The organism is Paenibacillus sp. FSL H8-0537, assembly GCF_038051995.1.
Taxonomy (GTDB): Bacteria; Bacillota; Bacilli; order Paenibacillales; family Paenibacillaceae; genus Pristimantibacillus.
The window spans coordinates 1,716,975-1,742,523 of sequence record NZ_CP150290.1 but is presented as its reverse complement, the minus strand read 5'-3'; the positions used below and the strand labels follow the sequence as shown (position 1 = coordinate 1,742,523).

Genomic DNA, 25,549 nt, shown 5'->3' with positions numbered 1-25,549 from the left:
TTCATCCCTTCAGAACATATTTCTTAATAATTTCGGCAACGCCATGCTCATTATTCGACAGTGTAATAACGTCCGCCGCTTCCTTCACAGCATCTTGGGCATTGCCCATAGCAACGCCAAGTCCTGCATCGCGAATAGCGGCTATGTCGTTCAAGCTGTCTCCAACTGCAACGACCTGCGACATGTCAATACCCATGACTTCACAAAGCTCGCTCAGCGCGGATGCTTTGGTAACGCCTTTTGGATTCATCTCCCAGTTGCTCGTCGAGGAATTCGTAATTTCAAGCGCATCCCACTCGCTGACTTCCTCATAAATCTTCTTAAGTACGACATCATCTTCGGTGTAGTAACCGAACTTCAGCCAATGATGGGCTTCATAATCATCCGCTGGCGCAATCCATTTTTCCAAATTGTAGATGTCCTTCGTGCTGTATGCCCAAAACCAGGTGCCTGCGTGCTTTTGCGCAATTTTATGAAGCCGTTCTACATATACCGGATCAAGCAGCGCTCTGCGGTGCAGCACATGAGGCTTCTTCCAGATCTCGCCACCATTTACCGTAATCATCGGCGTTTCAAGCTGCAATTGCTCGGCAAACGGCAAGGCACTGCGGAAGCCGCGTCCCGTCGAAAAGCTGACCGTTACACCGGCATCAAGCGCCTTTCTAATCCACAACGCATTTTCATCGCTAATTTCACTCAGTTCATTCAGCAGCGTCCCATCCATATCGAGTGCTACTAATTTATAATCTGCCATCGTTACCTCCTGCATTTGCTGCATAACATCATATCTTGATGCAATACAGCCATTTTATCATATTTTGGGCGTAAGCCAAACGATCCTGCTCCACTTCAAAAAAATAAAGCCCAACCGCAAATTTCCGGTTGGCCTTCATGACTGCTGCGCGATGAAACGCAGCACAAGAAAAGTTCGCATATCGCGTATTATTGAGCTAAACGGCGCATACGCCATTTTTTCCAGATGACGCCATGGCTAGGCGAGAACAGCAGGGCCAAGATGAACAGCACACCAGCAGCACTAACGATACAGCCTGCAATCGAGGCATCTAGCACAGTCGCCACGCCATAACCAATGAATGTGCTGGCAATGCCCACACCTGCGCTCAAAGCGATCATGACGCTCAGCCGCTCCGTTAATAAATAGGCGGTCGCAGCAGGAATAACCAGCAGCCCGACGACGAGGATCGCCCCTACGCTCTCGAAGGAGCTGACCGTCGCCATCGACACGAGCCCCATCAATAAATAATGGAACAAGGCAACTGGAATGCCACAGGCAGCCGCAAGCGCTGGATCAAAGGCACATAGCTTGAACTGCTTATAGAACAGCCCAATGACGACTAAAATGACCGTTAACGTAATGCCAAGCAGCCATACCGCTATCGGTCCCATACTGACGCCGTTCAGCGTCCACGTATTCCAGTGCACATAGGCAATTTCTCCATATAAAATCGCATCCTGATCGAGATGCACCTGGCGGGCATACAGGCTCACCAGCAGCACCCCAGTAGCAAACATCGCAGTAAATACAACGCCAATGGACGCATCCGATTGAATGCCGCTTTGCTGAAACAGCTGGATAAGGAATACAGCAAGCAAACCGCAAGCCATAGCAGCTAGCATCATAACGAGTGAATCACGCGAACCGCTGATCAGAAAAGCAATAACGATACCCGGCATAACCGAGTGGCTGATCGCATCGCCGATCATCGCCATTTTTCGCAAAACTAGAAAAGCTCCCAGTATGCCGCAGCAGCTGGCGACAAGCGAGCCTGTCAGCAATATCCAAAAATCGCTCATAGCGTCGCTTCCCCCTTCAGCTGCCGTTCCTTATGACCCTGCTCCTCATGGAAGCTCCGTGCCACTTTGAGCCGCAGCAGCCGTTTTGCGAGCAGACCTCTACGAGGACCAAACAATATCGAAATTAAAAATAATGCCGTTGCCGCAAGCACAGTCAGCGGACCCGTTGGCAAATTCGAGCCAAGCGAGCTAATAATCGTGCCGATTCCGCCGCTCAAAGCGCCGAACAAGCCAGAGATGACAACCATAAAGCCAAGCTTATCCGTCCAATAACGAGCCGACACCGCCGGCGTAATAATCAGCGCGGCCACGAGCACAACACCGACCGCTTGAATGCCCACGACTACAGCTACTACCATCAAAAACATAAGCAATTGCTCAATTAGAGCAACCGGATAGCCAAGTCCGCGCGCAAAGCCGGGATCGAAGGATACAAGCTTGAATTGCTTGAAAAATAACGTACAGATCGCGATGAGCGATAAACTCACAATCGACATCGTAAGTACATCAGAGCCAACCATTGCGGCCGCCTGACCGAATAAAAACTTATCCAGTCCCGATTGATTGCCATATTCGCCATGCTGGATAATCGTTAATAATACGATGCCGAAGCCGAAAAAGCTGGATAACACAATCCCCATTGCCGCATCATGCTTAATCCGCGAATTTCGCGTAATCCAGCCGATGCCGAACGTAGCGACAAGGCCAGCTGCCCCTGCTCCAAGTAGGAAAAACAGCAGCGATTTTGTGCCCGTCAGCATAAAAGCAATACAAATCCCAGGCAGCGCCGCATGAGCCAGCGTATCGCCCATCAAGCTTTGCTTGCGCAAATAGGAGAAGCTGCCGATGACGCCACTGCTTAAGCCAAGCAGCGTGCAGCTTAGAAAAATCCATTGCATGTTCGGATCTTGAAGCAGTCTCCACAACGTTTCCATCTCAGCCTCACCCTTTCGTGACAGCAAGCCGGGCATTTCCGCCACGCTCTAGAAAGGCAAGCCGCCCGCCATAGGTTTGCTGGAGCATTTGCTGTGTAAATACTTGCTCGGTCTTGCCATATGCCTGAAGCTCCACATTGAGCAGCAGAACAGAATCAAAATATTCCTCGACCGTCGCCAAATCATGATGGACGACGATAACCGTTTTGCCCTGCCGCTTCAGCTCTTGCAGCAGTGTAATAATCGCCTTCTCGGTTGCAGCATCGACACCTGCGAACGGCTCATCCATGAAATACAGCTGAGCGTCCTGCACGAGCGCACGAGCCAGAAATACCCGCTGCTGCTGGCCGCCGGACAGCTGGCTAATTTGCCTTGTGGCGAAATCCGCCATGCCGACCTTCGCCAAGCATTCCATCGCAAGCCTGCGCTCCTTCGCTCCCGGGCGGCCGAACAGGCCCAGATGGCCGTAACGGCCCATCATGACCACATCCAGCGCATTCGTTGGGAAATCCCAATCGACCGACTCGCGCTGCGGCACATATCCGATCAGCCTGCGCTGCTGGCGGTACGGCTTGCCATAGATCAGCACTTCTCCGCTGAGGCGAGGAATGAGGCCGAGCGCCGCTTTCATCAGCGTAGACTTGCCCGCTCCGTTGGGCCCGATTACGCCGATCAGCTCCCCTTCTGCTACAGAGAAAGATACGCTGCGCAGCACCGGTTTTTTCTGGTAAGCTACGCTTAAGCCTTCAATTGTCAAAGGAGCTGCCGTTTTTAAATGATTTTTCATAGTAGCCATCGCCTCTCACTGCGTCTTGTTATTTGAGTGCATTTACAATTGTATCTACGTTATGTTTAACCATACCGATATAAGTACCTTCTACCGTTCCTGGATCGCCCATCGCGTCAGAAAACAATTCGCCGCCGATTGTCACTTCATGCCCCAATTGGCGAGCACCCTCGATAACGGAATCGATGGATTTGCGCGGCACGCTGGATTCGATGAACACCGCTTTGATTTGTTTTTCAACGAGAAAATCTCTCAGCTCGCTTACATCCTTCGACCCATACTCAGACATCGTATTCATCCCCTGCAAGCCTGTGACCTCTAGGCCATAAGCAGCGCCAAAATATCCGAAGGCGTCATGCGCCGTTACGAGAATTCTGCCTTTTTCAGGAATCGTTGCGATTTGCTCTCTTGCATATTGATCAAGCTCCTCAAGCTTCGCTAGGTAAGCCTCCGCCCGCTCCTTGTAGCCCGCCTCGTTCGCTGGGTCTTTCTCCACTAGCGTATCGCGTATAACCTCGGTTGCAGACATCCACAGCTTAACATTGAACCAGATATGCGGATCATGTGTTGTGGAGTCGCCGCTTGGATTGCCATGCAGCTCCGATTCTGGAATTTGCGAGGAGACTGCCACTGTTGGCTTTTGCTTCTCCAGCTTCTCGAACATCTCCCCCATTTTCCCTTCCAGGTGCAAGCCGTTATAAAAAATAATATCAGCCTGATCCAGCTTCTTTACATCACCTTGGGATGCTTTGTATAAATGGGGGTCGATACCCGACCCCATAAGTCCTGTTACTGCAACATCGTCTCCGCCAACCTCTGACGCCACATTAGCGATCATTCCGGTGGTCGCCGTGATTTTTAATTTTCCATCTCCGTTTGCTGCCTCACTGCCACTGCCGCTTGTACAGCCTGCCAATACAATTGCGGATAAAGCCAAAAACATTAACGTCATAATTAACCTCTTCAACGCCGAATTCATTTTACGCTGCTTCTTCATTAGTCCAATCCCCTGCCCATCTATTTGTTTTCATTGCTTTGATTTATTTTGCCTATGCGAATGTAAGTTAGCTAAGCGCCTCTTTGTTTATATTATACAAAAAAGTTTCTCTAGTGCAACATTTTTTTTAAAAAAAGACCTCTCCAATCAGCAGCGCTGTTGAAAAGGCCTTATAGAATAAGCTATTAAACTATGTTATTGCACCGTTGTTTCCGTACCTTCAGCTTCTGTATCCGTTGTAGCCGCGACATCCTTTGCCTTCCCAGGAACGCCGTTTAGGCCAACTTCATAATCATAGGCATCAAAAATTTTACGGGCAACCGGCGCTGCTGCCCAGCCGCCAAAACCGCCGTCCGGCATAATGACAGCAACTGCGAGTTTGGGTTTGTCAGCAGGGGCATAAGCGATAAATACACCGTTATCCGCCATTCTGCCTTTAACGGACGATTGTGCTGTTCCTGTCTTACGATTAAAGGTATAGCTTACGCCATCGAAGCCTTGCACGCCAACTTTTCCCATTCCTTTTTCTATTTCTTTCCAATAAGCATCAGGGAAATCGACTGTATTGAGTACCACGGGCTCAAAGGCTTGCACAACATTGCCTTCGAAATCTTTAATCTCATTGACAAATTGCGGCTTCATCCGCTTGCCATGATTTGCAAGCATCGTTACGTACTGCACCAACTGCAAGGCAGTATAACGAGCCTGTTGACCGAACGAGGCACGAATGAGCGCGGATTGCGCACTTGCTGTCTCAAACTCATGGTAATAATCGACGCTTCCTTTTTTCTCCATGCGAAGTCCACTTTCTGTTGATACACCCAGGCCAAATTCCTTCATATATTTGTCCCAGACATCAACACCCTCAATACCCGGATATTTTTGGTTCAGCCTGCTCCCAATCATTGCAGCCATAAAGGGGTTCGAGGATTTCTCAATTGCTTTAGCAGGATCAAGCGGTCCATAGACGTGACCACCAGCATTACCTATTGGAACCTCATGACCTGTTTTACCGAATTTGAATACGCCTGTATCATTATAAATCGATTCCGTTGTAAATAAGCCTTCATTTAGTCCAATTAAAACAGAAAGCGGCTTAAGCGTCGATCCGGGTGGAACAAGTGAAGAGGGATGGCTTTTACGCTCCTCATCCGAATCGTATTTCGGGTAGATCTCCGTAATGGTTCCATTATTAACGACATTCTCAATGTTGTCATAATCCTTCTGGCTAATGCTGCCGCCAGCCCAAATGTTCGGATCATAATCCGGCATACTAGCCATTGCTACTACTTTGCCTGTCTCCACTTCCATCGCTACTGCAAAGCCGATTTTTGCATAAGGCGCACGTTCAGCAGATATGGATGAGGTACTGATTTTTCTAATCTGATCCATAATCGCCTGCTCCGTTGTTTGCTGCACACCCCGATTAATCGTCAAATAGAGGTCATCGCCTTTTTCCGGATTCGTAATTTGTACAGGGCCTACAATAACCTCCTGATTGTTGACCGGGTAGCTTTTCAGCCCGTTTTTACCACGCAGAATATCTTGATATAATAGCTCAAGGCCGTCAAACCCTACCTCTTCATCCTCCAAATATTGGAGCTGAGGGTCTTTTTCCTGCGCCTTTTCTCCATAAAAATCCAAGTTTTCGCGTACACCTTTAAATTTTTTCAAGTATCCGACAAGCTGAACCGCCGTCGTATCCTGACTATAGTGACGCACGCTCTCTTCCATAATATCTAAGCCAACAAAGCTGCTCTTATTGCCGAGAAAGTAGGCAATCTCCGCATTCGTCAGCCCTGTTTTGATACGCCTCGGCGTCGAAATCGTATTGAGCCTATACCCTAAATCCATCTGCATAATGACATCTTCCACCGTCATTTTAAAAGCCGGGTCTCCGTATTTATCAAATACCTCTACAAGTCTGGTAGCTTCCTCTGTAGCAAGCTGCTTCAGCTCTGCCGACTTATAATTGGGCGGTATGCTGAAATAAAGCGACTGCATCGAAGTGGAATAGGCAATCGCTTTCCCTTCAGAGTCGTAAATATTGCCGCGAATCGGCGCGATTTTCACATTCCGTGTGCTTTTCTTACTGCCCGCCGCACTAAGCGTCGGCCCTTCTACAAACTGCAAAATAGCCAATTGAATAATCAGTACGCTAAACAAACCGAAGACGATAAAGAAAAATAAGTTCAGGCGAAAGGAGAAATGGCGTTTATTATTAATTTCCCTTTTCTGTGGATCATCCGTCAACATGCTCACCTCAATTATGAATTAAATATACAAGGTGAAACGGCTGCCCTTGTCCTCTGGCGGTGCAGCTCGTTTCAGTCCGTGAAATATAAGCGTATTTATAGGTGTAAAACTTATAAATGCTTATATTTTAAATTACATGCTTAGCTGCTTATCCCGAATATGCGTCTGCTCAAAGTCAGGCGAATTAAACCAATCACCCGATGAAGCCCAAGTTGCATCCAGCGGCAGCCATTTTCCATCTATACGCACTTCATTCCACGCATGGGGGCCAAAGCCGCCCTTCCCATCTGCGCCAAGCCCCGTTACGACCCGCACCTCGATGTCTACAGCTCGCGCCATCATGTCATACAATCTCGCAACATCGATGCAAACACCTTTTCGCGTATCAAATGTGTTTTGCGGAGATTGCTCCTGCCAAATGCCCTGCTCCTCATAATTGCGGGCCTTGTCCCAATCATAGACAATTCGCGTACCTAGCCATGCATACAGCGCCCTTGCTTTCGCCTCATCCGTCCTTGCATCCTTGACGACCTGCACCGCCGCCTGCTCAATATCTGCAGGAATGGCATAATCAATCACTTCATATTTTCGCTGTAAAATATTTTGGAATTCCGCCTGCATCGCCTCGGCCAATACAGGCCCGCGTCCAGCGAGCATATCGCCCGCCACCGGTTCCAGCAGTACAGCAGCCTGCGAATACAGCGGCGATTGCTTAATCATCTGTGCTCCAACGCCATTCGGCAGCAAGGACACATACACGAACAGCACAGCAATGAATATGAAAGCTCGGCCTGCTCCATGGATACCGCCTAACAATGCCCCAAAAGCGCGGCTTGCCGCCCGCTGCCTTGGGAGAGCCATCCGCCGCTCCTGCTGGCGACCATCCCCGTCTACGTGAACCCTTCGCCTAAATATGGGCTCCAACAACGGGTTAAGCCCGGAGGCAGCAACGCGCAGCAGCATATAAATGAGCAGAAACAGCAGCACATAACGCAGCAGCGAAAAATCCCTTATACTCGTTATCAATGTGTACCATGCCTGCTCAATCGATCCCAGCTCTCTGCTAGGGACGATAACATGCTTCCTCAGCATATCCGCTGCGACGGGCGATAGCTTGCCCGCCCAATGCGAAGCGAGGACAAGACAAGCCACGATGACGATACTTTCCCACACAAAAAAGAAAAGGCGCCTCGCCGATCCCGATGCGCCCCTAATCAAACCCTGAATGAGTGAGACAAGGAGCACCAGGAGAACGGCAGCTGTGACAGGCTCCATCATACTTTGGCTGCCTGCCTGAATCCATTCCGTCATTCCCGTAATCCCCCTCATTCATTGCTCAAAAACATTATTTATAGTAAAAGTGCTTATTGTTTGTTTTGTTTGGCTTGATCAATAATGGATTGAATCGTCTCGTCAATTTGCAATTTGAATAAATCATTTCCACGGTAAGATACGGAAACCTCATTCGTTCCCGGCATCCCAGTCAGCGCTACGCTATCTGTCGCGACGGTATAGGAGCCGTCTTTATTCGTCGTAAACTTGGCGTTCTTCGCTTCGCCGATCATAGCTGAAATGGCTTCCTGCTTAAGGCTTCCGGTTGTTTCCTCCAGCTTTGTGCCAAATGCCTTCAAATCCTCCATCGTATACCCGCTGTAGACGATAACGCCAAACACGATAACGGCGACTAAAGCCCATTTCACAACAGTTTTGACGATACGGATAATAAGCAGCAGCACAACAAGAGCAATCGCGAGCACAAACCAATGCTCCTTCAGAAAATCGCTCCAAGTATTCCAATCATAACTTGTAAAATCCAGAAACTCCAACCTGACCCCTCCTATTATAACGTGCGGACACTGCTATTATCAAACATTATACCCCAGCTGTAATCCAGCGTAAACGCTAGGCACCTTGCTTTATACAGACATATCCTGTCCGACCTTGGCGTACAAGTAAATTATATGGCTCAGGGGCATGGCCTATGTATGGAACCCGCGCTGCCGCCATCCATACGCTCCCTGTTAGGCTGATAACAATTTGGAGGTGAAGCCTGATGAAAACCGCCATCTGGCTCTATTTTTTTCTGTTCGTCGCCTTTTTTGATTTGCATGCGCAATATCCGATTTTGACGCCTTTCGCCATCTCGCTTGGCGCAGCGCCCTCGTTCATCGGGCTGATGATGGGCATGTACTCCATTACGCATCTGCCTGGCAACCTCATTGCCGGCTATGGCGTTGACCGCTTTGGCAGCAGGCTGTTTATCGTCTTCAGCTTGCTTGGAGCAGGGGTCATCCTCTTGTTTCAAGCTCAGGTGACGAATCCTTGGCAGCTGCTCGTCCTTCGCTCTATTAGCGGCTTCGTGCTCGCCTTCCTCTCGCCGGCATGCCTGGCCTTGCTTGCCCGTATGACGAGCAACCGTACTGAGCAGGGCAAGCTTATGGCTGGCAACGGGCTCGTTCATACGCTGGCAACCGTCATTTCACCAGCAGCCGGCGCTTATATGGTGGCCAAAATCGGCTTCACCACCGCGTTTTATATGCTGGGCTGGATTTTAATCGTTACTGCGATATGCGCGCTGTTTTTCATCCGCGATATCCCGGCAGCAGCCGTCCCTGTCACTCCTGCCGGAATACAGCCCCAAAAGCTGGCTTCCCCGGCGCCTGCCGATTCGAGGTCCGTATCCTGGCTCATTTATGTATTGCCGGTTGGCATCAGCTGCGCGCAGGGCATACTCTCCTTTGAGCTGCCGCTCATGGCGACAACGACCGCTGGCATGATGACGACGGGCTTGCTTTTCTCAGTTGTCAGCATCGGCGCCCTAATTACGCTCAGTATGCTGTTTCTCAACCGCTTCTCCGCCTATCGCCGTACTTTATGGGGAGCGCTCGCGCTGGCTTTGATTTATTTCTGCATCGCCGCTGATTCGCCGCTGCCCTTTGCCGTTATGCTGCTGATGGTAGGCATGGCAAAAGGCATTGTCATTCCCGCGATTTCAATCTTGCTTATTGAGCTAAGTGGAGGCGCACGCTACGGCCGCACCTTTTCCGCTCTATCCATTGCCTATTCGATTGGCGCCTTCCTCGGGCCAATGCTTGCCGGTCAACTGCGCGATTATATGTCGCCGTATTATATCGCCTTTCTCGCCTTGATGCTCGCTGTGTCGATTCTCCCTTTCCACCGCCGCAGCCCGCTCGTCACGCGAACCCATTTCTCATCATGACGTCCGCAAGCTTTTCCCCTTGTAATTTGATACACTGAATGCAAGCGTAAACGGCTGAAGCCGTCCTTTGGCGGTAAAGCTTCCGTTTCGCGATGAAATATAAGCCCATTTATAATGTGAAGCTTATAAATTGTTATATTTTAAAAAAACAAGGTGATCAGCATGATAGACATTGCGATAATTGTAGAGGGAAAGAATGATAAAAGCCGCGTCAGGCGCGTGCTTGACGAAAGCATTCCGATCTATTGTACATACGGCACTCCCGGGACCGAGCAGCTTGAGAAGCTGCGCAAGCAAATCGCCGAGCGTCACGTTTATATTTTCACAGACAATGATTCGTCTGGCAAACGCATTCGGGGCATGCTGCGCGATGTATTCCCTGATGCCGAGCATATTTATACGAGGCGCGGGTATTCAGGCGTAGAGCATACCCCTGAGGAATACGTCATCGCCCAATTGGAAAAAGCGGGATTAGAGGAACATATTCTGTATCCTCCTCCCGCTCCTCCCCCGCAAGATTAAATATGAAGTATAAAAATAACGAACGATACCGTCACAATGCTGAATACCGTTGACAAAAACACCGCCTGAGAAGCAAACTCCGGCTCATTGTCGAATTCCACCGCCAGCAGCACGCTGCTCAGCGAGGTAGGCACCGAGGCCGACACGATTAGCGCCGCAGTCGTCAGCTTATCGAATACGAACAGCCCTGTTGCGCTGATCAGCCAAATAGCAAGAGCTGCCAGCAGCGGGCCCCCTATTAGCCGAAGCCCATTTGACAGCAGCACATTGCCCAGCAGACGCTTGTCAAACCGCCACTTCATGCTGCCGAGCTGGACACCGAGCGTAATAAGCGCTGTCCCAATAAATCCATTTGCCAAATATTCAATTGGCGTCTGCAGCGGCTGCGGCAAATCTACGTCCAGCCCTTTTAGTAGAAAAGCGAGCGGAATGACATAAATGATCGGCATAGAAAAAATCGTCTTCAGCGTATCGCGCCATGACAGCTTATGAGCGTTCACGCTGTAGATGCCATACGTATTCGGCAAAAAAGACTGCGTCGTCATGACCAATATCTGTACCGCCAGCGTCATGGGATTCCCAGCAAACGCCAGCTGATTGAGCGGTATGCCGTAATTGGCACTATTATAGAACAGCACGCTGTTGCGCATGGAGCCGCGCATGCCTCCCTGCAGCCCGCGCATTTTCACAACGATTTCTACTGCTATAGCCTGCAGCAGCATGAAGATAACGACAAACAGCAGCACCTTCCAAATAAGGCTCATTTCAAGCTCTGTCGTACGCAGCAGTTGAAAAATGACAGCCGGCGAAAAAACATAAAAATTCAGCTTAGACAAGGTTTTGATATCCAAAGAAAAAAGCCGCTGCATTGAGAAGCCGATAGCTATCATCAATGTAAGCGGCGCAACGTTACTCCATAAAATATGATAAAAGATAGACATCGCTATTCCTTGGCAAGCCGCTTCATATCAGCAACGATGCTTTCCGGAGTCAATTCCTCATTGCTTGCGGAAATCCACTTGCGGATTTGGCCTGTTTTGTCCACTAGAGTAATCACATTCATATGTGTAAAGCCGGTTCCTTCTTTATCCTTAATGACGCTCGCACCAAAATCCTGAGACAGCTTGATGGCTCCCTCTGGATCATTCCCCCGCAAAAACAGCCAGCCCTGATCCAGCTTGGCATAATTGCGCTCCGCGAACGCCTTAATAACCTCCGTTGTATCACGCTCAGGATCGAACGTAATCGAGATCATTTCGGCATCTGTTCCCAGTATGCCCTCCTTCTCCAAGCCTTCCTGTACCTGAGACAATAGGAATGTCGTCGGCGGACATACGTCTGGGCAATTGGCAAAATAAAAATACACCAATCTTGCTTTGCCGTTCGTCGACTCCTTCGTCACTTTATTGCCGTCCAAATCCGTCAGCTCGAAGGCTGGCGCTTCTTGCAGAACCGGCATTGGCGTTTCCGGTTTGAAAACATTGGTCATTAATAAATAAATGCCCATCCCCAGGCAAAGTGCCAGCACAGCAATTTTGAAGCTATGCTTTTTCAAAAAATCCATTTTCCCCATTCCCCCCATGAAACTTGTCCCAAAATGACGCGTTATTTCACCGTATTAACGATCATTACAATGAATACAACCATTAAATAGTTGACCGAGATAAGAAAATTCGTTTTTGCCCATTTTTCCGTATCCTTCGCCTTCAGGCCGCGAATCGTGTGCACCGCCCACAATACACTCCCTGCAACGGACAACACTAGAAAGACATACCCAGTGTAGCCATAATAAAACATGAGAAAACAAGTAGGTATAAGCAGAGCTACATAAGGAATCATCTGCAGCTTGGTCCGTCTAATCCCTTTAACAACAGGCAGCAGAGGGAAGCCAGCCGTGCGATATTCCTCCACGCGTCTAATGCCAAGCGACCAGAAATGAGCCGGCTGCCATAAAAATAACAGAGCGAACATGAGCCAAGCTCCTGCATCCACTTCATTCGTTACTGCGCAATAACCGATTACCGGAGGCATCGCTCCTGAAATTCCACCCACCGACGTACTCCAAGTGGAACTGCGCTTCAACCAAATCGTATAAATAACGATATATACGAACCAGCCCAAAAGCCCTAACCAGCCCGTAAGCGGATTAACGGCTATAAACAGCACCAATTCCCCAATAATGCCGAGTACAAGCCCGTACCCAAGCACAAACAGCGGCTTCATTCGGCCTGTCGGCAAAGCTCGTCCTTTCGTTCTCTCCATCTTCTGATCCAGCTCACGATCCCAATAATTATTAATGACGCAAGCAGACGCCATCGTGAGCGTGGAGCCAATCAGCATCCAGATCAGATCAAACCAAGCAATTTGCCATTTGGAAGCTACCCAAAAGCCACCAACAGCTGCAAACATATTGAGCCGGAGCAAACCTGGTTTTGTCAATGCTATCAAGTCCTTAAACACGAAGCGAGCCTCCCGAGTATGTGACAAGGCGCAGATAGCGCCCATACATTTCATTGGTCAATCGTTCTTAATCATACAGAAAAAACCACGTAATGACAACGCTCAAGCTTATTGTTCATCAATTTGCCACTCAAGCAAAAACGACTTCGTCGTCCTTCTGGGACGTGCGAAGAGCTTTGTCGGAGAAATATAAGCCTATTTATACATGTGAAACTTATAAATGCTTATATTTCAAAAAGCAAAAATAATTTTGGAACCTTTCTCTGGGCTCACAATACACTAAGTATGTAGTTTAACGCCCATGATCATTCGCCTATTATTTGGTGGAGCATCATTGAGGGTTGAAAGGAGCCTGCCTGTGGCAGTCATCAAGACAAGTGCAGAGGATACGAAAATGCTGGCAAGACTGATGCGCGCAGAAGCGGAGGGGGATGGTGAGCTTGGCATGTTGATGGTTGGCAATGTTGGTGTCAACCGCGTACTAGGCAATTGCCTCGACTTTAGAAATATTCGCTCCATTCCGCAGATGGTGTTTCAAAGCCCCGGCGGCTTTGAGGCGACCCAAAAAGGCTATTTCTATCAAAAAGCGCGCGATCGCGACATCCGACTCGCCGAGCGCGTCATTAAAGGCGAACGGCAGCATCCAGCGTCCAATGCGCTCTGGTTTTTCCGCCCCGCTGCTGGCTGTCCTGGCACCTGGTACAATCAGTCGAACAGCGGCCGCTTCAAAGCTCACTGCTTCTTCGTTCCTACCCAGGCTAATTGTCCAACTGTTTATTAGCATCAAAGAAAATGTAACAAATGATTTTTTATTTGGAAAGCGAGGAATTTCAAATGACGAATGGTTATGGTTACAAAACAGCGGTTAGTCCAGCAAATACAGGGGGCTACGGCTATCCTCATCCGATGGGCGGGCAGCCAATGCCAACGCCGATGCCGATGCCGGCAATGATGCAGCCAATGATGGGGGGCCAAATGCCTGGCATGCAGCAGGTAGCGGGCATGCAAGCGATGCAGCCGATGCCGGTTAACGTCCCTAGCGGCTCCTTCGTAACCCCATCAGGCGGCAATGTGGTTACAGTTCCAATCGTAGAGGAATCATACGTAGAAAATATTTTACGGCTTAACCGTGGCAAAATGGCTACCTTCTACATGACATATGAGAACAACCGTGAATGGAACGCCAAAACCTTCCGCGGCATTATAGAGGCTGCGGGACGCGACCACATTATTATTAGCGATCCAACAACAGGCATGCGCTATATGCTTCTTTCCATTAATCTGGATTATGTCACCTTTGATGGTCCAATCAATTATGAGTATCCATTTCAAGGCAACATGATTACAAACAGTACACCGCTAAGCACAAGCCGCGACTAGTTTAAATAGCCGCCGCTAATAGCGTTTTTACTATTCTTGCCCTTCTTTTATTATGGAGCGGTAATGGGCTTAAACGTCCACACATGTACCTTTGCCGCGCCGCCCGGCACCCAATCGGCCATTTTGCGCCAAGAAGAACGCTCATTCAGGCGTTCTTTTTTTATTTCCTCCGCCTCCTCCAAGCTTTCTGCCTGCCACACCTCAACGAATAAATCGGGCTGATCTGTTCCTTCATAAACATGGAGTGCAGAATGAGCTGCTTTCATTTGCTCTACATAATGTAAATACTCGTTTTTATTTTCTGTTTTAATGCGATATTCCGCAAAGCAAATATACATCAATACATCCCCTTTTCATTTCCTTTACTCTCCTTCATAAATCAGCTTTCAGCCGTCGATACTACCGTATACGGAAGATTGAATGAAGATACTGGAGGTTGCTACCGTGGATACAGGAACACATTTAGTTATAGGCATCGGCCTTGCAGGGCTTGCCACCATTGACCCCGTTATTGCAGCTGATCAAACGCTGCATACGGCAGTCTTGATTGGAACGGTTGTTGGCTCGCAAGCTCCGGATGCCGATACACTGCTGCGCCTGAAGGGCAATGCCAGCTATATCCGCAATCATCGCGGGCTTTCACACTCGATTCCTGCAATAGCCATTTGGACTGTCGTTATTACCGGCTTGCTGGAACTGTTTTACCATGGCAGCCTGCCATGGCTCCGTGTAGGAGGCTGGGTACTGCTCGCCGTATGCGTCCATGTGCTGAGCGATCTATTTAATGCCTATGGCACACAAGCGATGCGGCCTTTCACGGAAAAATGGATTTCATGGAACATTATACACATTTTTGATCCGGTGATCTTCATTACCCACATTATTGCTATTTTACTGTGGGCAATTGGGGCGATAAGCCCAACGATCATTTTTCCGATTCTTTATTTGTTTACAGCCGCTTATTTTGTATGGCGAACGATAGCCCAGAAAACAATTATGCGGAAGCTGCCTGCCTTGGATAAGGAAAATCTTTCGGCAGACGGATATCTGCTCATTCCGACCGTATCACTCAGCATATGGAATGTGGTCAAGCATATGAAGGATGGCAGCTTCGCTGTTGGCGATTTGCGAAATGGCTCGCTCCGCTGGGTCGACAGGGTAAAATGCTCCGATCATCCCGCGGCTGCCAGATCCAAAAGCGATCCCGCGATTCGCTCCTTCCTCTACTTAACCAAATTTGCCTGCGCTGATGTCACAGAGCATGAATGGGGCTATGAGGTGCGTTGGTCCGATGTTCGCTACCGACATCGCAAGCAATACCCTTTTCTCGGTGTCCTGTTAATGGACAAGGAATATAAAACTTTAGGCTCTTACGTTGGCTGGCTGAGCGACGAACGGCTAATGAAGCGGCTGCGAATGAATACTTATTAACAGCCCAGTCTTTATGGGTTGACGGCGGAAAGCTCCTTCCTTCACAATAGAAGGAAAGAGCTTTTCTTTATTTTATGCCATCGTGTCAAAAGAAAAAAGAAGAAGCCCAGGGTTTCCCCTGAGCCTCTCCCTTGTGTTGCCTTTTGTATAGAAAAAACGATTAACGGTAACCGCCAGACAATTGTTGTTCGGCAATTTGAACTAGTTTTTTCGTAATATAACCACCCAGCGAACCTGCATCGCGAGTAGAAATATTGCCGTAATAACCATCTGCCGGAAGTTGAACACCAAGCTCTTGAGCTGCTTCAAGTTTCATTTGATTCAGAGCTTGCGTTGCTTGTGGCACCACCAAAGTATTGCTTCTGCTAGACATGAGGAATTTCTCCTTTCAGTATGGGCACTGTGATATGTTGCAAGCTTGCAAGCTTATTATGTGCACGACTCAAGAAACTATTCGGATATTCAAAAAAAATTATCGGGCGGTTACTGCCCTAGAGGAGAACCTCATTATGTCCAAGCCATTATCGCTGCTTTTCGCCGTCGTTGCTGTACTTTTGATGAGCGCTACCGCCATTTCCATGAGCTATAACGCATGGCTCGCTTTGCTATTTGCTATCCTTACGTTATTTTCAATCGGCGCAGGCTTCATTGTGAAAGCGAGACTAAGACGGCTTAAGCAGCAAAACAATTAGCGCTTCGGCGCTAGGAAGCCCATTCTTTCCTTTGCGCCAGCTAGCGTACGATCAGCAATTTCTGCTGCACGCTCAGCACCCTGCTTCAATATATCGTGGATTTCGCCTGATGCGCGAATTTCCTGGTATCTCGTTTGCAGAGGCTCCAGCACGGAGACGACCTGCTCAGCCAACGCTTTTTTGAACGGTCCATAACCTTGCCCTTCGTAACGGGCTTCAACCTCTTCAATCGTCAAGCCTGCACAGTTGGCATAGATGCTCATGAGATTGCTGATTTCAGGCTTGCCCGCTACATCATATTTCACTTCTCTGCCAGAATCCGTCGTCGCACGGCTAATTTTTTTACGAACGACATCTGGCGGATCAAGCAGAGCAATGAAGCTTCCGGCATTCGGGTTGCTCTTGCTCATTTTTTTGCTGCCATCATCGAGAGACATAATGCGTGAGCCATGCTTCGGCATATAAGGCTCTGGTATGGTGAAATATTCGCCAAAACGATTATTAAATCTGCCCGCAAGATCGCGTGTCAGCTCCAAATGCTGCTTTTGATCGTCACCTACCGGAACCAGATCAGCGTTATAAAGCAGAATATCAGCAGCCATTAAGGATGGATAAACGAACAGCCCTGCCGGAATCGAGTCCTTGCCTTGTGACTTGTCCTTAAACTGCGTCATACGCTCCAGCTCGCCCATATAAGACAGCGTTGTGAAAATCCATCCCAGCTCAGCATGTGACCGCACATGCGACTGGACGAAAATGCTTGCTTTCGCCGGGTCAATACCAGCGGCAATATAACAAGCTGCTACCGCTTCCGTCTGCTCGCGCAGAGCGGCTGGGTCTGGCAGCTGCGTCGCAGCATGCAGGTCAACAATCATAAAAAAACATTGCTCGGTATGCTGCAATTTGACGAAGTTTTTCATTGCACCAATGTAATTGCCGAGTGTGAGCTGACCGCTTGGCTGAATGCCTGATAATACTTTTTTCATCTTCAATCTTCCTCTCCAATTTAAAAATCAACGCAAAAAATCCCCCGCCGCAAGGGACGAGGGACCGTGGTGCCACCCTAATTCGCTATCCGCAGCCGCCATTATGGGGCGACTTAACAATCGGAACAGCCTTCAATATTCCATAACGGGGAATTTCCGGAGAAGCATCGGCAGCGCGAATCGCTGCGTTTCGCTTTCGGCTCGGGGGCCCATTCGGCTTCAGGCTTGCACCGGTTCACACCACCCACCGGCTCTCTGGTCGCAATTTGCCTGCGCTTACTTGTTCCCGTCATCGCATTTACAATGATTATACAGCGCTAACAGCCAATGTCAAGCAGCAAAGCAGCCGCTTTCTGCTCATAAAGTTGTCCTATTTTGCTTTCCGGCAGCATAAACTGTGATATAATCGTAATTATTACTATAAGAAAAGCGGGTGTGGTTTTATATGCCGATTTTCAGGTTTCGCTACATAAGCTTTCTGCTGGCGCTTGGCTGTGCCGGGATTATTATCGCTATTGCTTTGAATCGGCCCTCACCGTTCGCCTTCCTGGACTATTCACACGCCCAATCCTTCAAAATTACATTTTTGAGCATTATTTTAGAGGCAATACCGTTTATCCTGCTTGGCGTGCTGTTCTCCGGCCTGCTTCAAGTATTCGTCACGGATGAGATGATTCGCCGGTTTACGCCTAAAAATCCGATTGCCGGGGTCCTGTTCGGCGGCTTGCTTGGACTTGCTTTTCCGCTTTGCGAATGCGGCATGATTCCCGTCGTCAGGCGGCTTATCCGCAAAGGCATGCCCGCTTATATCGGCATTGTATATTTGCTTGCCGGGCCCGTCGTCAACCCAATCGTGTTCACAGCCACCTTTGCTGCTTTTCGCTCAGCTCCCGAAATGGCCTATGCTCGCCTTATTCTTGCGTTTGCGGTCGCTGTTATTATCGGACTGATCATGCATATGTTTATGCGCAAAAGTCCGCTTCGCGGCGAGGCCGATTCCCAGCCCGCTGTCCATTCCAATCAGGAAGACCATCATGCACATAAGCATGATCACAGCCACTCTCACGAGCATCATCACGCGGAGCCTCGGGGCAGTCTCGGCAGCCGATTTTCTGCTATGCTAGGACATGCTTCTGATGAATTTTTTGAGATGGGAAAATATTTAATTTTCGGCGCCATGCTGACAGCTGCGATTCAGACAACTATGGACCGGAGTGTGCTTGCGACTGTAGCCGATCAGCCGCTGCTATCTTATATGGCGATGATGGCTTTCGCCTTTATTTTATCGATTTGCTCAACATCGGATGCCTTTATCGCCGCTTCCTTCGGCAATGTGTTTACAGGCGGCCCGCTGCTCGCCTTTCTTGTGTTTGGCCCGATGATTGATTTCAAAAATATGCTCATGCTGCTGTCCGCCTTTCGGCTCAAAATTGTACTGGCGCTCGCCCTTCTCTGCTTCATATTGGTTGGGCTCGGCTCATGGATTATGGAGGTATGGTTATGAAGCATCACCTGTTTAGAGCTCTCATATTAACTGCATTCGCCTTGCTTATCGTTTATTTATCCCGCTCCGATCAGCTCTCCCTTTATATTGCGCCAAGGATGGAGCTCTATGTGAAGCTGTCTGCTCTTGGATTGTATGCAGCAGCCATGCATCAGCTGTTTCTCGCTTTGAAAGAGCGGCGCCAGCAGCATAAGCATTCGGCTGAATGCGGCTGTGAGCATGCCCCATCGCCATCCGTGTTCAAAAACACGGTCATTTACAGCCTGTTTATTTTTCCGCTAGCGCTCGGCTTCCTCTCCCCTGCCGGTGTTCTCGGGAGTACGGCCGCAGCGAAGAAAGGCGTAAGCTTCACGGCTTCTACCACTGTCCAGCCACTCGGTTCCGAGTCTGGCCAGCTTGCCGCTTCCTTGCCTGAGCCGTCCGCTTCCATTGCGCCAAAGCCGCTGACATTGGCAGAGCGTTTTCCGTATGATGAATACACGAAGGCCCATGCCGAATATGGCATGAAGCTGTATCAGAAGCCGGAAATTGCCGTATCGGAAGCGACTTATATCGAGACGTTAACAACACTCGATTTGTTCCGCGATAATTTTATGGACAAAACGATCGACATCAGCGGTTTTATTTACAAAGAAGATGACATGGGGGAGCAGCGTTTTGCTGTTAGCCGCTTCGCCATGACCTGCTGCTCGGCGGATGCCATTCCGTATGGTTTGATGGTTCAAGTAAGCCATGCAGACGAATATAAGGAATTTGCCGCAGATGATTGGGTAAATGTATCGGGTAAGCTGATGACCTCCATGTATAATGGCAACGAAATTTTGACGTTAAAGCTGGACACGATTAAACGGATTGAGGCGCCCGAGTCGCCTTATGTATATGCAAATTTTGATTTTTAGTCTTATAGCCTGAGCATTGAACAAAAGAAGCCTCCGGTTCATTCCGCTTGACGTACAGCGGTTCCGGAGGCTTCTTCTACCTTCTATATTCCCTGCTTTATTCAGCACCAGGGTACAGCTCGCGCAAATTCGATTGGCGCGGCTGCTTGTAGCGGTAGCTCCAGTTCGACGTATTGTAATTTGACTCATAACAGACGCTCGCCGACCATGATCCCGCCCCATTTTTTACGGCAAAATCGTACATAATCTCGCCATGCGTCCAATTGCGTCTATATTTAAGACCTTCTATCGCCATCTTGCGAAAATCCTGCACCTGCTTAGCGGTCATGCCTGAGTTCAGCTTTTCAAACTGGCCATTCCTCGTCTCTAAAGGATTATGCCTCATCCCAAATTTACCAACCGCATTGTTGCGGATATGTATACATACCGTTCCTGCAATCGCATTCATTAATTCCTCTTCCAATTGCCGAAACACAAAATCAACTTGTCTTGCCAGCGACATTGATTCCAACTCCATACCCACATTCCTCCTAGTTGTAAAAAAGTCATTATATATACGCGTTTCCCTAATTATCTCTATATGTATAGTTCTTGGGACTCATTATAGTTTAAAAATCATGAAGTTACAATAAGAAAATTCGCAATTTTCAGTTAATTAAAAATGGTTAGTTATATCTCTAATGGGAGAGATGACTCCTCCTTTACATTTAAACCGATTCTAAAGAACTCCTTATGATGGCAAGTGCTTACATCGCATACAAAAAGTCGATGAAGCGAAAAAAAATCTTTACCAGCAAAACCGTACTGCCAATGACAAACAATAATGCAAAAAGCTTTATTGAGAGTGGCTCAGAGGAACGTGAAAAATAACGAAAATGATAATAGCTATATCGTTGCAATCACCTTCCCCTTCCTTATAATATTTATTTTGCCAAAAAGATCATTGCCACCCTGCATGCATAAGCGACAATGATCCTGTATTTGGGCAAGCTCTATTTCGGCAAGCTCTATTTCAGCTTCGCACGGTGCTCGCTGCGACGCTGGTCCCGTTCCGTATTGCTAATACGCGGGCAGGTATAACAGTAACGGCCGCCTTCGACTTTATAATAGTGGCAGCAAGCATATTTAATACGCATCTGTTTTGCCGGGTCATCGATGGCTTCCGTATATTGAAACTTAACATCCAAAGGGTTCCTTTTGCGATAAAAAATCGCAGGATCAAGCGTCTTCATCGTCTTATACAACGTATCAACGGATTCCTTCACCCCTTCGCTTTCCGAGGAAGCCATCATGACACCATACTCATACGCAAGCGACGTGGGCAGCTGCCCCCACAGCAGGCTGGCTTTCGCCGTTCCAGCACGCTCTATGCTATGAAAAAACGGAGCAATTGTCTCGTGAAAAAAAACCTCAAGCCGCGCGCGTGCCCATTCCCCAGCCTCCTTCTCCGTAGCTGGAGATTGAAGCAGCTCAGCATTGTTTAACCTGAAATACACATGATAATATCCGTCTGCTTTGCACACATACAGCGTCAAATTATCCAGCGACAAATTTGGAGCCATGCGATATTTCGCCAGCAAATAAACGAGAGCCAGCATCGGCCTGCGAAACCAAGAGGCCGCATAAACTTCAGCAACGATTTGCTCCATTCCATTCACAAGCGGCTGGTATATTCCAAGCAGCTCCTCCATCACAGGCTGTTCAAGCAAGGCTGCAGCGGCACTTGTGTAGACCACTTCAGCAGGCTCATCTACAATCAGATTAAACCGCTCCTTTAACAGCCGATACCTATCTTCAGCCATTTGCTTTACCTGGAACGAAGAAATTCATAATTTGATCATGCAGCCCTGGCAAACCTTCATGGCCAAAATCCGGATAAATTTCCACCCGCTTCGGCGACTGAATTTTATTGTAGGCGGCAAACTGGGTCGAAGGCGGGCAGATGGGGTCACTGAGGCCTACGCCAAGCAGCACCTCTCCGCGAATACGCTCCGCCAGAAATTGAATATCAATATAACCGAGCTTTGTAAAAATTTCCTCCTCACGCTTATGCTGCGGATCGAAATGGCGGAAATACGTACGCAATTCAGCGTATGCATCCTTTGCCAAATCCATCTCATACACGCGGCGATAGTCGCTGAGGAATGGATAAACCGGCGCCAGCTTCTTCACGCGCGGCTCCAGTGCTGCGCATGCAATCGTAAGAGCACCGCCTTGTGACCAGCCCGTTGCATATACCTCATTTGCATCCACCTCAGGCAATTCCATTGCAATACGAGCGAGCTGCGCCGTATCAAGGAAAATGTGACGGAACAGCATATTGTCTGCATCGCCATCAAGGCCGCGAACAAAATGCCCATTTAGCGTCGTGCCTTTGACTCTGCCGCTATCCTCAGAATAGCCACCTTGTCCACGAACGTCCAGTGCCAGCACCGAGTAGCCAAGCGATACAAAGCTCAGCTTATCCGCCCAGTCCCCAGAAGAACCCGAATAGCCGTGGAACATAACAACTGCCGGGTGAGGCTGCTGACCGCTTTGTCTAGGGCGAAGGTATTTGGCATGAATTCTCGCGCCGCGCACCCCTGTAAAATACAGGTCATAGCACTCCGCAGAAGCTGTTTGGAAAGCGCTTGCCACCAATTCGACATTCGCATCTGTTGCTTCAAGCTCAGCGAGGGCCCGCTCCCAATAAGCATCGAAATCTGCGGGCTTTGGACTGCTGCCTTGATATTTATGTAATTCATGAACAGGCATATCTAATAACGGCATTGTTCAAACCTCCATCTTATGTTCTAATCCCATTAATTTTAAGCCTGTGCCCTTGACTTGTAAAGCGGATGAAAGGCGTTATTTAGGGAAAAATAACGTTTATTACGGCTGTATGCCCGACCGAATGGAGGACATCATAAAATGCTCCAGCGCCTGAACAAATTGATGATTTTGCTGCTCATTATCGCCACCTTCCTAACATCCACAGAAGCGCTGAGTGCAAGCTCCAAGGCAAGCGCCGAGCTGGCGGCCATAGCAGACAGCAGCAGCAGCCTAAGTCAGGCGGATAAAGCTAAATCAGGCAAAAAACGCCGCGCCGACAGCATGTCATGGGTTAAGCTGCAGCAGCGCTATCCCGGCGCCTATTTTCTTAACGGACCGCGCCTAAAAAAAGAAGCAGCGCTAACATTCGATGATGCTCCTGATCCACGCTTTACACCCGCGATCCTGGATATATTGGCGAAGCATCATGTTCAGGCAACTTTCTTTCTTGTTGGCATGCGAGCCAATAAGTATCCCGAAATCGTAAAAAGAATTCATCGCGAAGGCCACATCATCGGCAATCATTCTTACAATCATGAGGTGATGTCGAAGCTGTCACCGAATGCTTTTCACCGTCAAGTGTGGCATACCGATGCGATCATTAGTCGAATTATTCCGTATCATCCGCACTTTTTTCGGCCACCCTATGGCGAAATGCTGCCTAATCAAGTCGCTTGGGCCAAAAACAACGGCTATATCGTTGTGAATTGGGATGTTGATTCGGCAGATTGGAAAAACAACCCTTCGAGCAAGGTCATTTTAAGCAATATGCATAAAACGCTTCGCCCAGGCTCCATCATCCTGCAGCATGCCGGTGGCGGCGTTACGCAAAGCCTCTCTGGTACAATCGAGGCGCTGCCGCAGCTCATTGCTTCCCTTCAGCAGAAGGGCTATCGCATTGTCACATTGCCAGAGCTGCTCGGACAAAGTGCGGAAAGGCGCATCCGTTAGCCCCTTGCAGATATACAAACAAGCCAAGCGCTCCTCAGTGTCGAGGAACGCTAGGCTTGTACATAGGGTTATTGGAAACAGCGTTAAATTGGATAACGCAACAGACCTATTTTGACGTGTTGCTCTAATTGACCATATATACTTTAACGTCTTGAATGCCAAAGCTTTTAGCAGTAGCTGTGCTTCCAGGTACAAAAATATCGATGCGATTACCTTTAATCGCTCCACCCATATCATTCGCTACAGCAATCATGCCGCCACTCGGCAAACCATTATAATCGTAGCCTGTCACATAAAGCTTCGTTCCAAGCGGAATAACCGAGGAATCTACCGCCACTGTTCCTACTTTAAGCGGGTTGCCAAAATAATCGACGGCGCCCCATTTTCCATTTTCCGAGGCTGCCGCTGTGTAAGCGGTCGCTTTTACATTCAGCTGCTTGCTGAACGTATAGCTATTGCCGTTGCTTGCAATAATGCTTTTTGCCGACAAGCTTTCCGCTTTAATTACTGCTGCTTTAGGCTGTGCCTGAGCGCTGACTTTCGCCGCGCTATCTGAATTTGCCGCTGCTTTGGCATTTGCTTTCACCGCTGCAGCCGCAACCGGAACATTCAATTTCATGCCTACCATTATGTTCAGCGGGTTAATTTTTGGATTAGCTGCTAGCAGTTTGTCTAAATCAACCTTATACTGCTGGGACAGCTTCCAGAACGTATCGCCATCTGCCGCTTTATGTGTTTGAACCGCCGCGTTAGCGGGGGCTGCTGCCAGCGCGCACGTAAGCACGAGAGCAGCAGCCGAAATACTAAGCTTTTTCATCGCAAATATCCTCCAAAATCGATTAAGTCCATCGTTTACTTAGCCGCGCGGGCAAGAAGCTGCGCGGCGTGAAAGATTTAGCTTATGATCGCTTGTTTCTATTCACTTCTAGTTCGTAAATTCTTGTACCCATTGGCCGTTGTAATAGCCAACACCGATTTTGCCGAAGTTTTTGCTCAAAATATTTTCACGGTGACCTGTGCTGTTCATCCATGCTGTCATAACCTCGGACGGGTTGCGTTGTCCGGCAGCAATGTTCTCACCTGCGTAAGAGTAGCTAACACCGAAGCTCTTCATCATATCAAACGGCGATCCGTAAGTTGGGGATGTATGGCTGAAATATTTGTTGTCGGCCATATCCTTCGCTTTTGCTACCGCAACTTTTGTAAGCAGTGCATCGACCGTCAAAGCTGGAAGACCAGCGCTTGCACGCTCTTGGTTTACAATTTTGACAACTTCGCTTTGATAAGCGCTTTGATCGACAGTTGTACCGCTGCCCGAATTCGAAGAACCAGAGCCTGTTCCTGTCGTTGGCTTCGTTGTTCCCGTGGTACCAGAGCCTGTGCTTGGTTTCGTGCTGCCAGTGGAACCAGAGCCCGTGCTTGGCTTCGTCGTTCCTGTACTTGGCTTGCTTGTTCCTGTGCTCGGCTTGCTTGTTCCTGTATCCGTTGTTGTTCCGTTAGGGAAGCTGATTGTAATACCGTTAAAGTTAATCTTGCTCAAATCTATTCCGTATTGCTCCGCAATTTGCTTCAACAAGTCTTGGTCAATGCTATAAGCAGTAATCTTGGAGTTCGCCTTCACTGCTGGTGCTGCTCCCACCGTCGATGGTACTGCTACGCCTGCACCGATTAATGCGGCTGCGGCTACGGCAGCGACACCTACTTTAAATGGTTGCTTCTTCATTATGAAATCTCCTCCTCGAAGTTGTGTGTAATTTGTGTGTGCCGGTCATCCCGACGCAAACTATCGTAACATGGCATTTGGGCGGTTACACGGCTCAAAAAATGGTAAAACAAGCGATTTCCTCGCGTTTTAAACCGTTTTCAGGCGTTTATGAGAAACTGCTCACTTTGTAAAGGCGGC

General features: G+C 48.7%; 28 protein-coding genes. 9 read left to right on the top strand and 19 right to left on the bottom strand.

Annotated elements, in window-relative coordinates; genetic code table 11:
- Nucleotide 1: 1 nt before the first annotated feature.
- The 8 genes from MHB80_RS07240 to MHB80_RS07205 all read right to left on the bottom strand — a co-directional run bounded on the left by MHB80_RS07240 (nucleotide 2) and on the right by MHB80_RS07205 (nucleotide 8,616).
- Nucleotides 2-754, bottom strand: a complete 753-nt coding sequence (locus tag MHB80_RS07240; RefSeq protein WP_341281531.1) for a Cof-type HAD-IIB family hydrolase — start codon at nucleotides 752-754, stop codon at nucleotides 2-4.
- Nucleotides 755-942: 188 nt separating this feature from the next.
- Nucleotides 943-1,815 (bottom strand): metal ABC transporter permease, encoded by an 873-nt coding sequence (locus MHB80_RS07235; protein ID WP_341281530.1) that lies wholly within the window; start codon nucleotides 1,813-1,815, stop codon nucleotides 943-945.
- On the bottom strand, nucleotides 1,812-2,750 hold the full coding sequence (locus MHB80_RS07230) for a metal ABC transporter permease (RefSeq protein ID WP_341281529.1): 939 nt from the start codon (nucleotides 2,748-2,750) through the stop codon (nucleotides 1,812-1,814). The genes MHB80_RS07235 and MHB80_RS07230 overlap by 4 nt, the downstream gene beginning before the upstream one ends.
- A 7-nt stretch (nucleotides 2,751-2,757) precedes the next feature.
- Entirely contained in the window at nucleotides 2,758-3,537 is a 780-nt protein-coding gene (locus MHB80_RS07225; RefSeq protein ID WP_341281528.1) for a metal ABC transporter ATP-binding protein, read from the bottom strand.
- A gap of 28 nt (nucleotides 3,538-3,565) precedes the next feature.
- Complete coding sequence (locus MHB80_RS07220) at nucleotides 3,566-4,534, bottom strand: zinc ABC transporter substrate-binding protein (RefSeq protein WP_341281527.1); 969 nt, start codon at nucleotides 4,532-4,534, stop codon at nucleotides 3,566-3,568.
- 195 nt (nucleotides 4,535-4,729) lie between these two features.
- Entirely contained in the window at nucleotides 4,730-6,790 is a 2,061-nt protein-coding gene (locus MHB80_RS07215; RefSeq protein ID WP_341281526.1) for a penicillin-binding transpeptidase domain-containing protein, read from the bottom strand.
- A gap of 132 nt (nucleotides 6,791-6,922) precedes the next feature.
- Nucleotides 6,923-8,101: a transglutaminase-like domain-containing protein gene (locus tag MHB80_RS07210; RefSeq protein ID WP_341281525.1), complete on the bottom strand. Its 1,179-nt coding sequence runs from the start codon at nucleotides 8,099-8,101 to the stop codon at nucleotides 6,923-6,925.
- A gap of 53 nt (nucleotides 8,102-8,154) precedes the next feature.
- Entirely contained in the window at nucleotides 8,155-8,616 is a 462-nt protein-coding gene (locus MHB80_RS07205) for a hypothetical protein (RefSeq protein WP_341281524.1), read from the bottom strand.
- Nucleotides 8,617-8,843: 227 nt separating this feature from the next.
- Here MHB80_RS07205 and MHB80_RS07200 point away from each other — a divergent pair, with 227 nt between their 5' ends.
- Nucleotides 8,844-10,010, top strand: coding sequence for an MFS transporter (locus MHB80_RS07200; RefSeq protein WP_341281523.1), 1,167 nt, complete (start codon nucleotides 8,844-8,846; stop codon nucleotides 10,008-10,010).
- Nucleotides 10,011-10,175: 165 nt separating this feature from the next.
- Nucleotides 10,176-10,532 carry a toprim domain-containing protein gene (locus MHB80_RS07195; protein WP_341282888.1) on the top strand — a complete coding sequence of 119 codons (357 nt, stop codon included), beginning with the start codon at nucleotides 10,176-10,178 and terminating at the stop codon, nucleotides 10,530-10,532.
- Here the strand turns inward: MHB80_RS07195 and MHB80_RS07190 are convergent.
- From MHB80_RS07190 to cyoE, 3 genes are read right to left on the bottom strand one after another with little or no spacing between them, the layout of a single operon-like run.
- Entirely contained in the window at nucleotides 10,529-11,473 is a 945-nt protein-coding gene (locus MHB80_RS07190; protein ID WP_341281522.1) for an AEC family transporter, read from the bottom strand. The genes MHB80_RS07195 and MHB80_RS07190 overlap by 4 nt on opposite strands.
- A 2-nt stretch (nucleotides 11,474-11,475) precedes the next feature.
- Entirely contained in the window at nucleotides 11,476-12,096 is a 621-nt protein-coding gene (locus MHB80_RS07185; protein ID WP_341281521.1) for an SCO family protein, read from the bottom strand.
- A gap of 41 nt (nucleotides 12,097-12,137) precedes the next feature.
- Nucleotides 12,138-13,037 (bottom strand): heme o synthase, encoded by a 900-nt coding sequence (cyoE, locus tag MHB80_RS07180; RefSeq protein ID WP_341282887.1) that lies wholly within the window; start codon nucleotides 13,035-13,037, stop codon nucleotides 12,138-12,140.
- A 313-nt stretch (nucleotides 13,038-13,350) separates the two neighbouring features.
- On the opposite strand from cyoE, the gene MHB80_RS07175 reads away from it, so the two are divergent.
- Complete coding sequence (locus MHB80_RS07175) at nucleotides 13,351-13,773, top strand: cell wall hydrolase (RefSeq protein WP_341281520.1); 423 nt, start codon at nucleotides 13,351-13,353, stop codon at nucleotides 13,771-13,773.
- Between the two features lie 53 nt (nucleotides 13,774-13,826).
- Nucleotides 13,827-14,372 (top strand): spore coat protein GerQ, encoded by a 546-nt coding sequence (gene gerQ / locus MHB80_RS07170; RefSeq protein WP_341281519.1) that lies wholly within the window; start codon nucleotides 13,827-13,829, stop codon nucleotides 14,370-14,372.
- Between the two features lie 50 nt (nucleotides 14,373-14,422).
- On the opposite strand, the gene MHB80_RS07165 is transcribed toward gerQ, so the two are convergent.
- Nucleotides 14,423-14,710, bottom strand: a complete 288-nt coding sequence (locus MHB80_RS07165; RefSeq protein ID WP_341281518.1) for a hypothetical protein — start codon at nucleotides 14,708-14,710, stop codon at nucleotides 14,423-14,425.
- A 106-nt stretch (nucleotides 14,711-14,816) separates the two neighbouring features.
- Here MHB80_RS07165 and MHB80_RS07160 point away from each other — a divergent pair, with 106 nt between their 5' ends.
- Complete coding sequence (locus MHB80_RS07160; RefSeq protein ID WP_341281517.1) at nucleotides 14,817-15,803, top strand: metal-dependent hydrolase; 987 nt, start codon at nucleotides 14,817-14,819, stop codon at nucleotides 15,801-15,803.
- Nucleotides 15,804-15,963: 160 nt separating this feature from the next.
- On the opposite strand, the gene MHB80_RS07155 is transcribed toward MHB80_RS07160, so the two are convergent.
- A complete protein-coding gene (locus MHB80_RS07155) occupies nucleotides 15,964-16,176 on the bottom strand; it encodes an alpha/beta-type small acid-soluble spore protein (protein ID WP_341281516.1) in 213 nt (70 codons plus the stop codon).
- 136 nt (nucleotides 16,177-16,312) lie between these two features.
- On the opposite strand from MHB80_RS07155, the gene MHB80_RS07150 reads away from it, so the two are divergent.
- Complete coding sequence (locus tag MHB80_RS07150; RefSeq protein ID WP_341281515.1) at nucleotides 16,313-16,495, top strand: DUF5325 family protein; 183 nt, start codon at nucleotides 16,313-16,315, stop codon at nucleotides 16,493-16,495.
- On the opposite strand, the gene trpS is transcribed toward MHB80_RS07150, so the two are convergent.
- Entirely contained in the window at nucleotides 16,492-17,481 is a 990-nt protein-coding gene (gene trpS, locus MHB80_RS07145; protein ID WP_341281514.1) for a tryptophan--tRNA ligase, read from the bottom strand. The genes MHB80_RS07150 and trpS overlap by 4 nt on opposite strands.
- 445 nt (nucleotides 17,482-17,926) lie before the next feature.
- Here trpS and MHB80_RS07140 point away from each other — a divergent pair, with 445 nt between their 5' ends.
- Together MHB80_RS07140 and MHB80_RS07135 are read left to right on the top strand one after the other, a co-directional pair.
- Nucleotides 17,927-18,985 (top strand): permease, encoded by a 1,059-nt coding sequence (locus tag MHB80_RS07140; protein WP_341281513.1) that lies wholly within the window; start codon nucleotides 17,927-17,929, stop codon nucleotides 18,983-18,985.
- Nucleotides 18,982-19,884, top strand: coding sequence for a TIGR03943 family protein (locus MHB80_RS07135; protein ID WP_341281512.1), 903 nt, complete (start codon nucleotides 18,982-18,984; stop codon nucleotides 19,882-19,884). Before MHB80_RS07140 ends, MHB80_RS07135 begins: the two co-directional genes overlap by 4 nt.
- Nucleotides 19,885-19,981: 97 nt before the next feature.
- Here the strand turns inward: MHB80_RS07135 and MHB80_RS07130 are convergent, their stop codons facing one another.
- The 3 genes from MHB80_RS07130 to MHB80_RS07120 all read right to left on the bottom strand — a co-directional run bounded on the left by MHB80_RS07130 (nucleotide 19,982) and on the right by MHB80_RS07120 (nucleotide 22,653).
- A complete protein-coding gene (locus tag MHB80_RS07130; RefSeq protein WP_341281511.1) occupies nucleotides 19,982-20,401 on the bottom strand; it encodes an O-methyltransferase in 420 nt (139 codons plus the stop codon).
- A gap of 490 nt (nucleotides 20,402-20,891) precedes the next feature.
- Nucleotides 20,892-21,686, bottom strand: coding sequence for a (2Fe-2S)-binding protein (locus MHB80_RS07125; RefSeq protein ID WP_341281510.1), 795 nt, complete (start codon nucleotides 21,684-21,686; stop codon nucleotides 20,892-20,894).
- Nucleotides 21,679-22,653 carry an alpha/beta fold hydrolase gene (locus tag MHB80_RS07120; protein WP_341281509.1) on the bottom strand — a complete coding sequence of 325 codons (975 nt, stop codon included), beginning with the start codon at nucleotides 22,651-22,653 and terminating at the stop codon, nucleotides 21,679-21,681. Before MHB80_RS07120 ends, MHB80_RS07125 begins: the two co-directional genes overlap by 8 nt.
- A 141-nt stretch (nucleotides 22,654-22,794) precedes the next feature.
- On the opposite strand from MHB80_RS07120, the gene MHB80_RS07115 reads away from it, so the two are divergent.
- Entirely contained in the window at nucleotides 22,795-23,646 is an 852-nt protein-coding gene (locus tag MHB80_RS07115) for a polysaccharide deacetylase family protein (protein WP_341281508.1), read from the top strand.
- A 124-nt stretch (nucleotides 23,647-23,770) separates the two neighbouring features.
- Here the strand turns inward: MHB80_RS07115 and MHB80_RS07110 are convergent, their stop codons facing one another.
- Nucleotides 23,771-24,463 carry a 3D domain-containing protein gene (locus MHB80_RS07110; protein ID WP_341281507.1) on the bottom strand — a complete coding sequence of 231 codons (693 nt, stop codon included), beginning with the start codon at nucleotides 24,461-24,463 and terminating at the stop codon, nucleotides 23,771-23,773.
- Between the two features lie 108 nt (nucleotides 24,464-24,571).
- The gene (locus MHB80_RS07105; RefSeq protein ID WP_341281506.1) at nucleotides 24,572-25,369 is read right to left on the bottom strand and encodes a CAP domain-containing protein; all 798 of its coding nucleotides are present in this window, start codon (nucleotides 25,367-25,369) and stop codon (nucleotides 24,572-24,574) included.
- Between the last annotated feature and the right edge of the window lie 180 nt (nucleotides 25,370-25,549).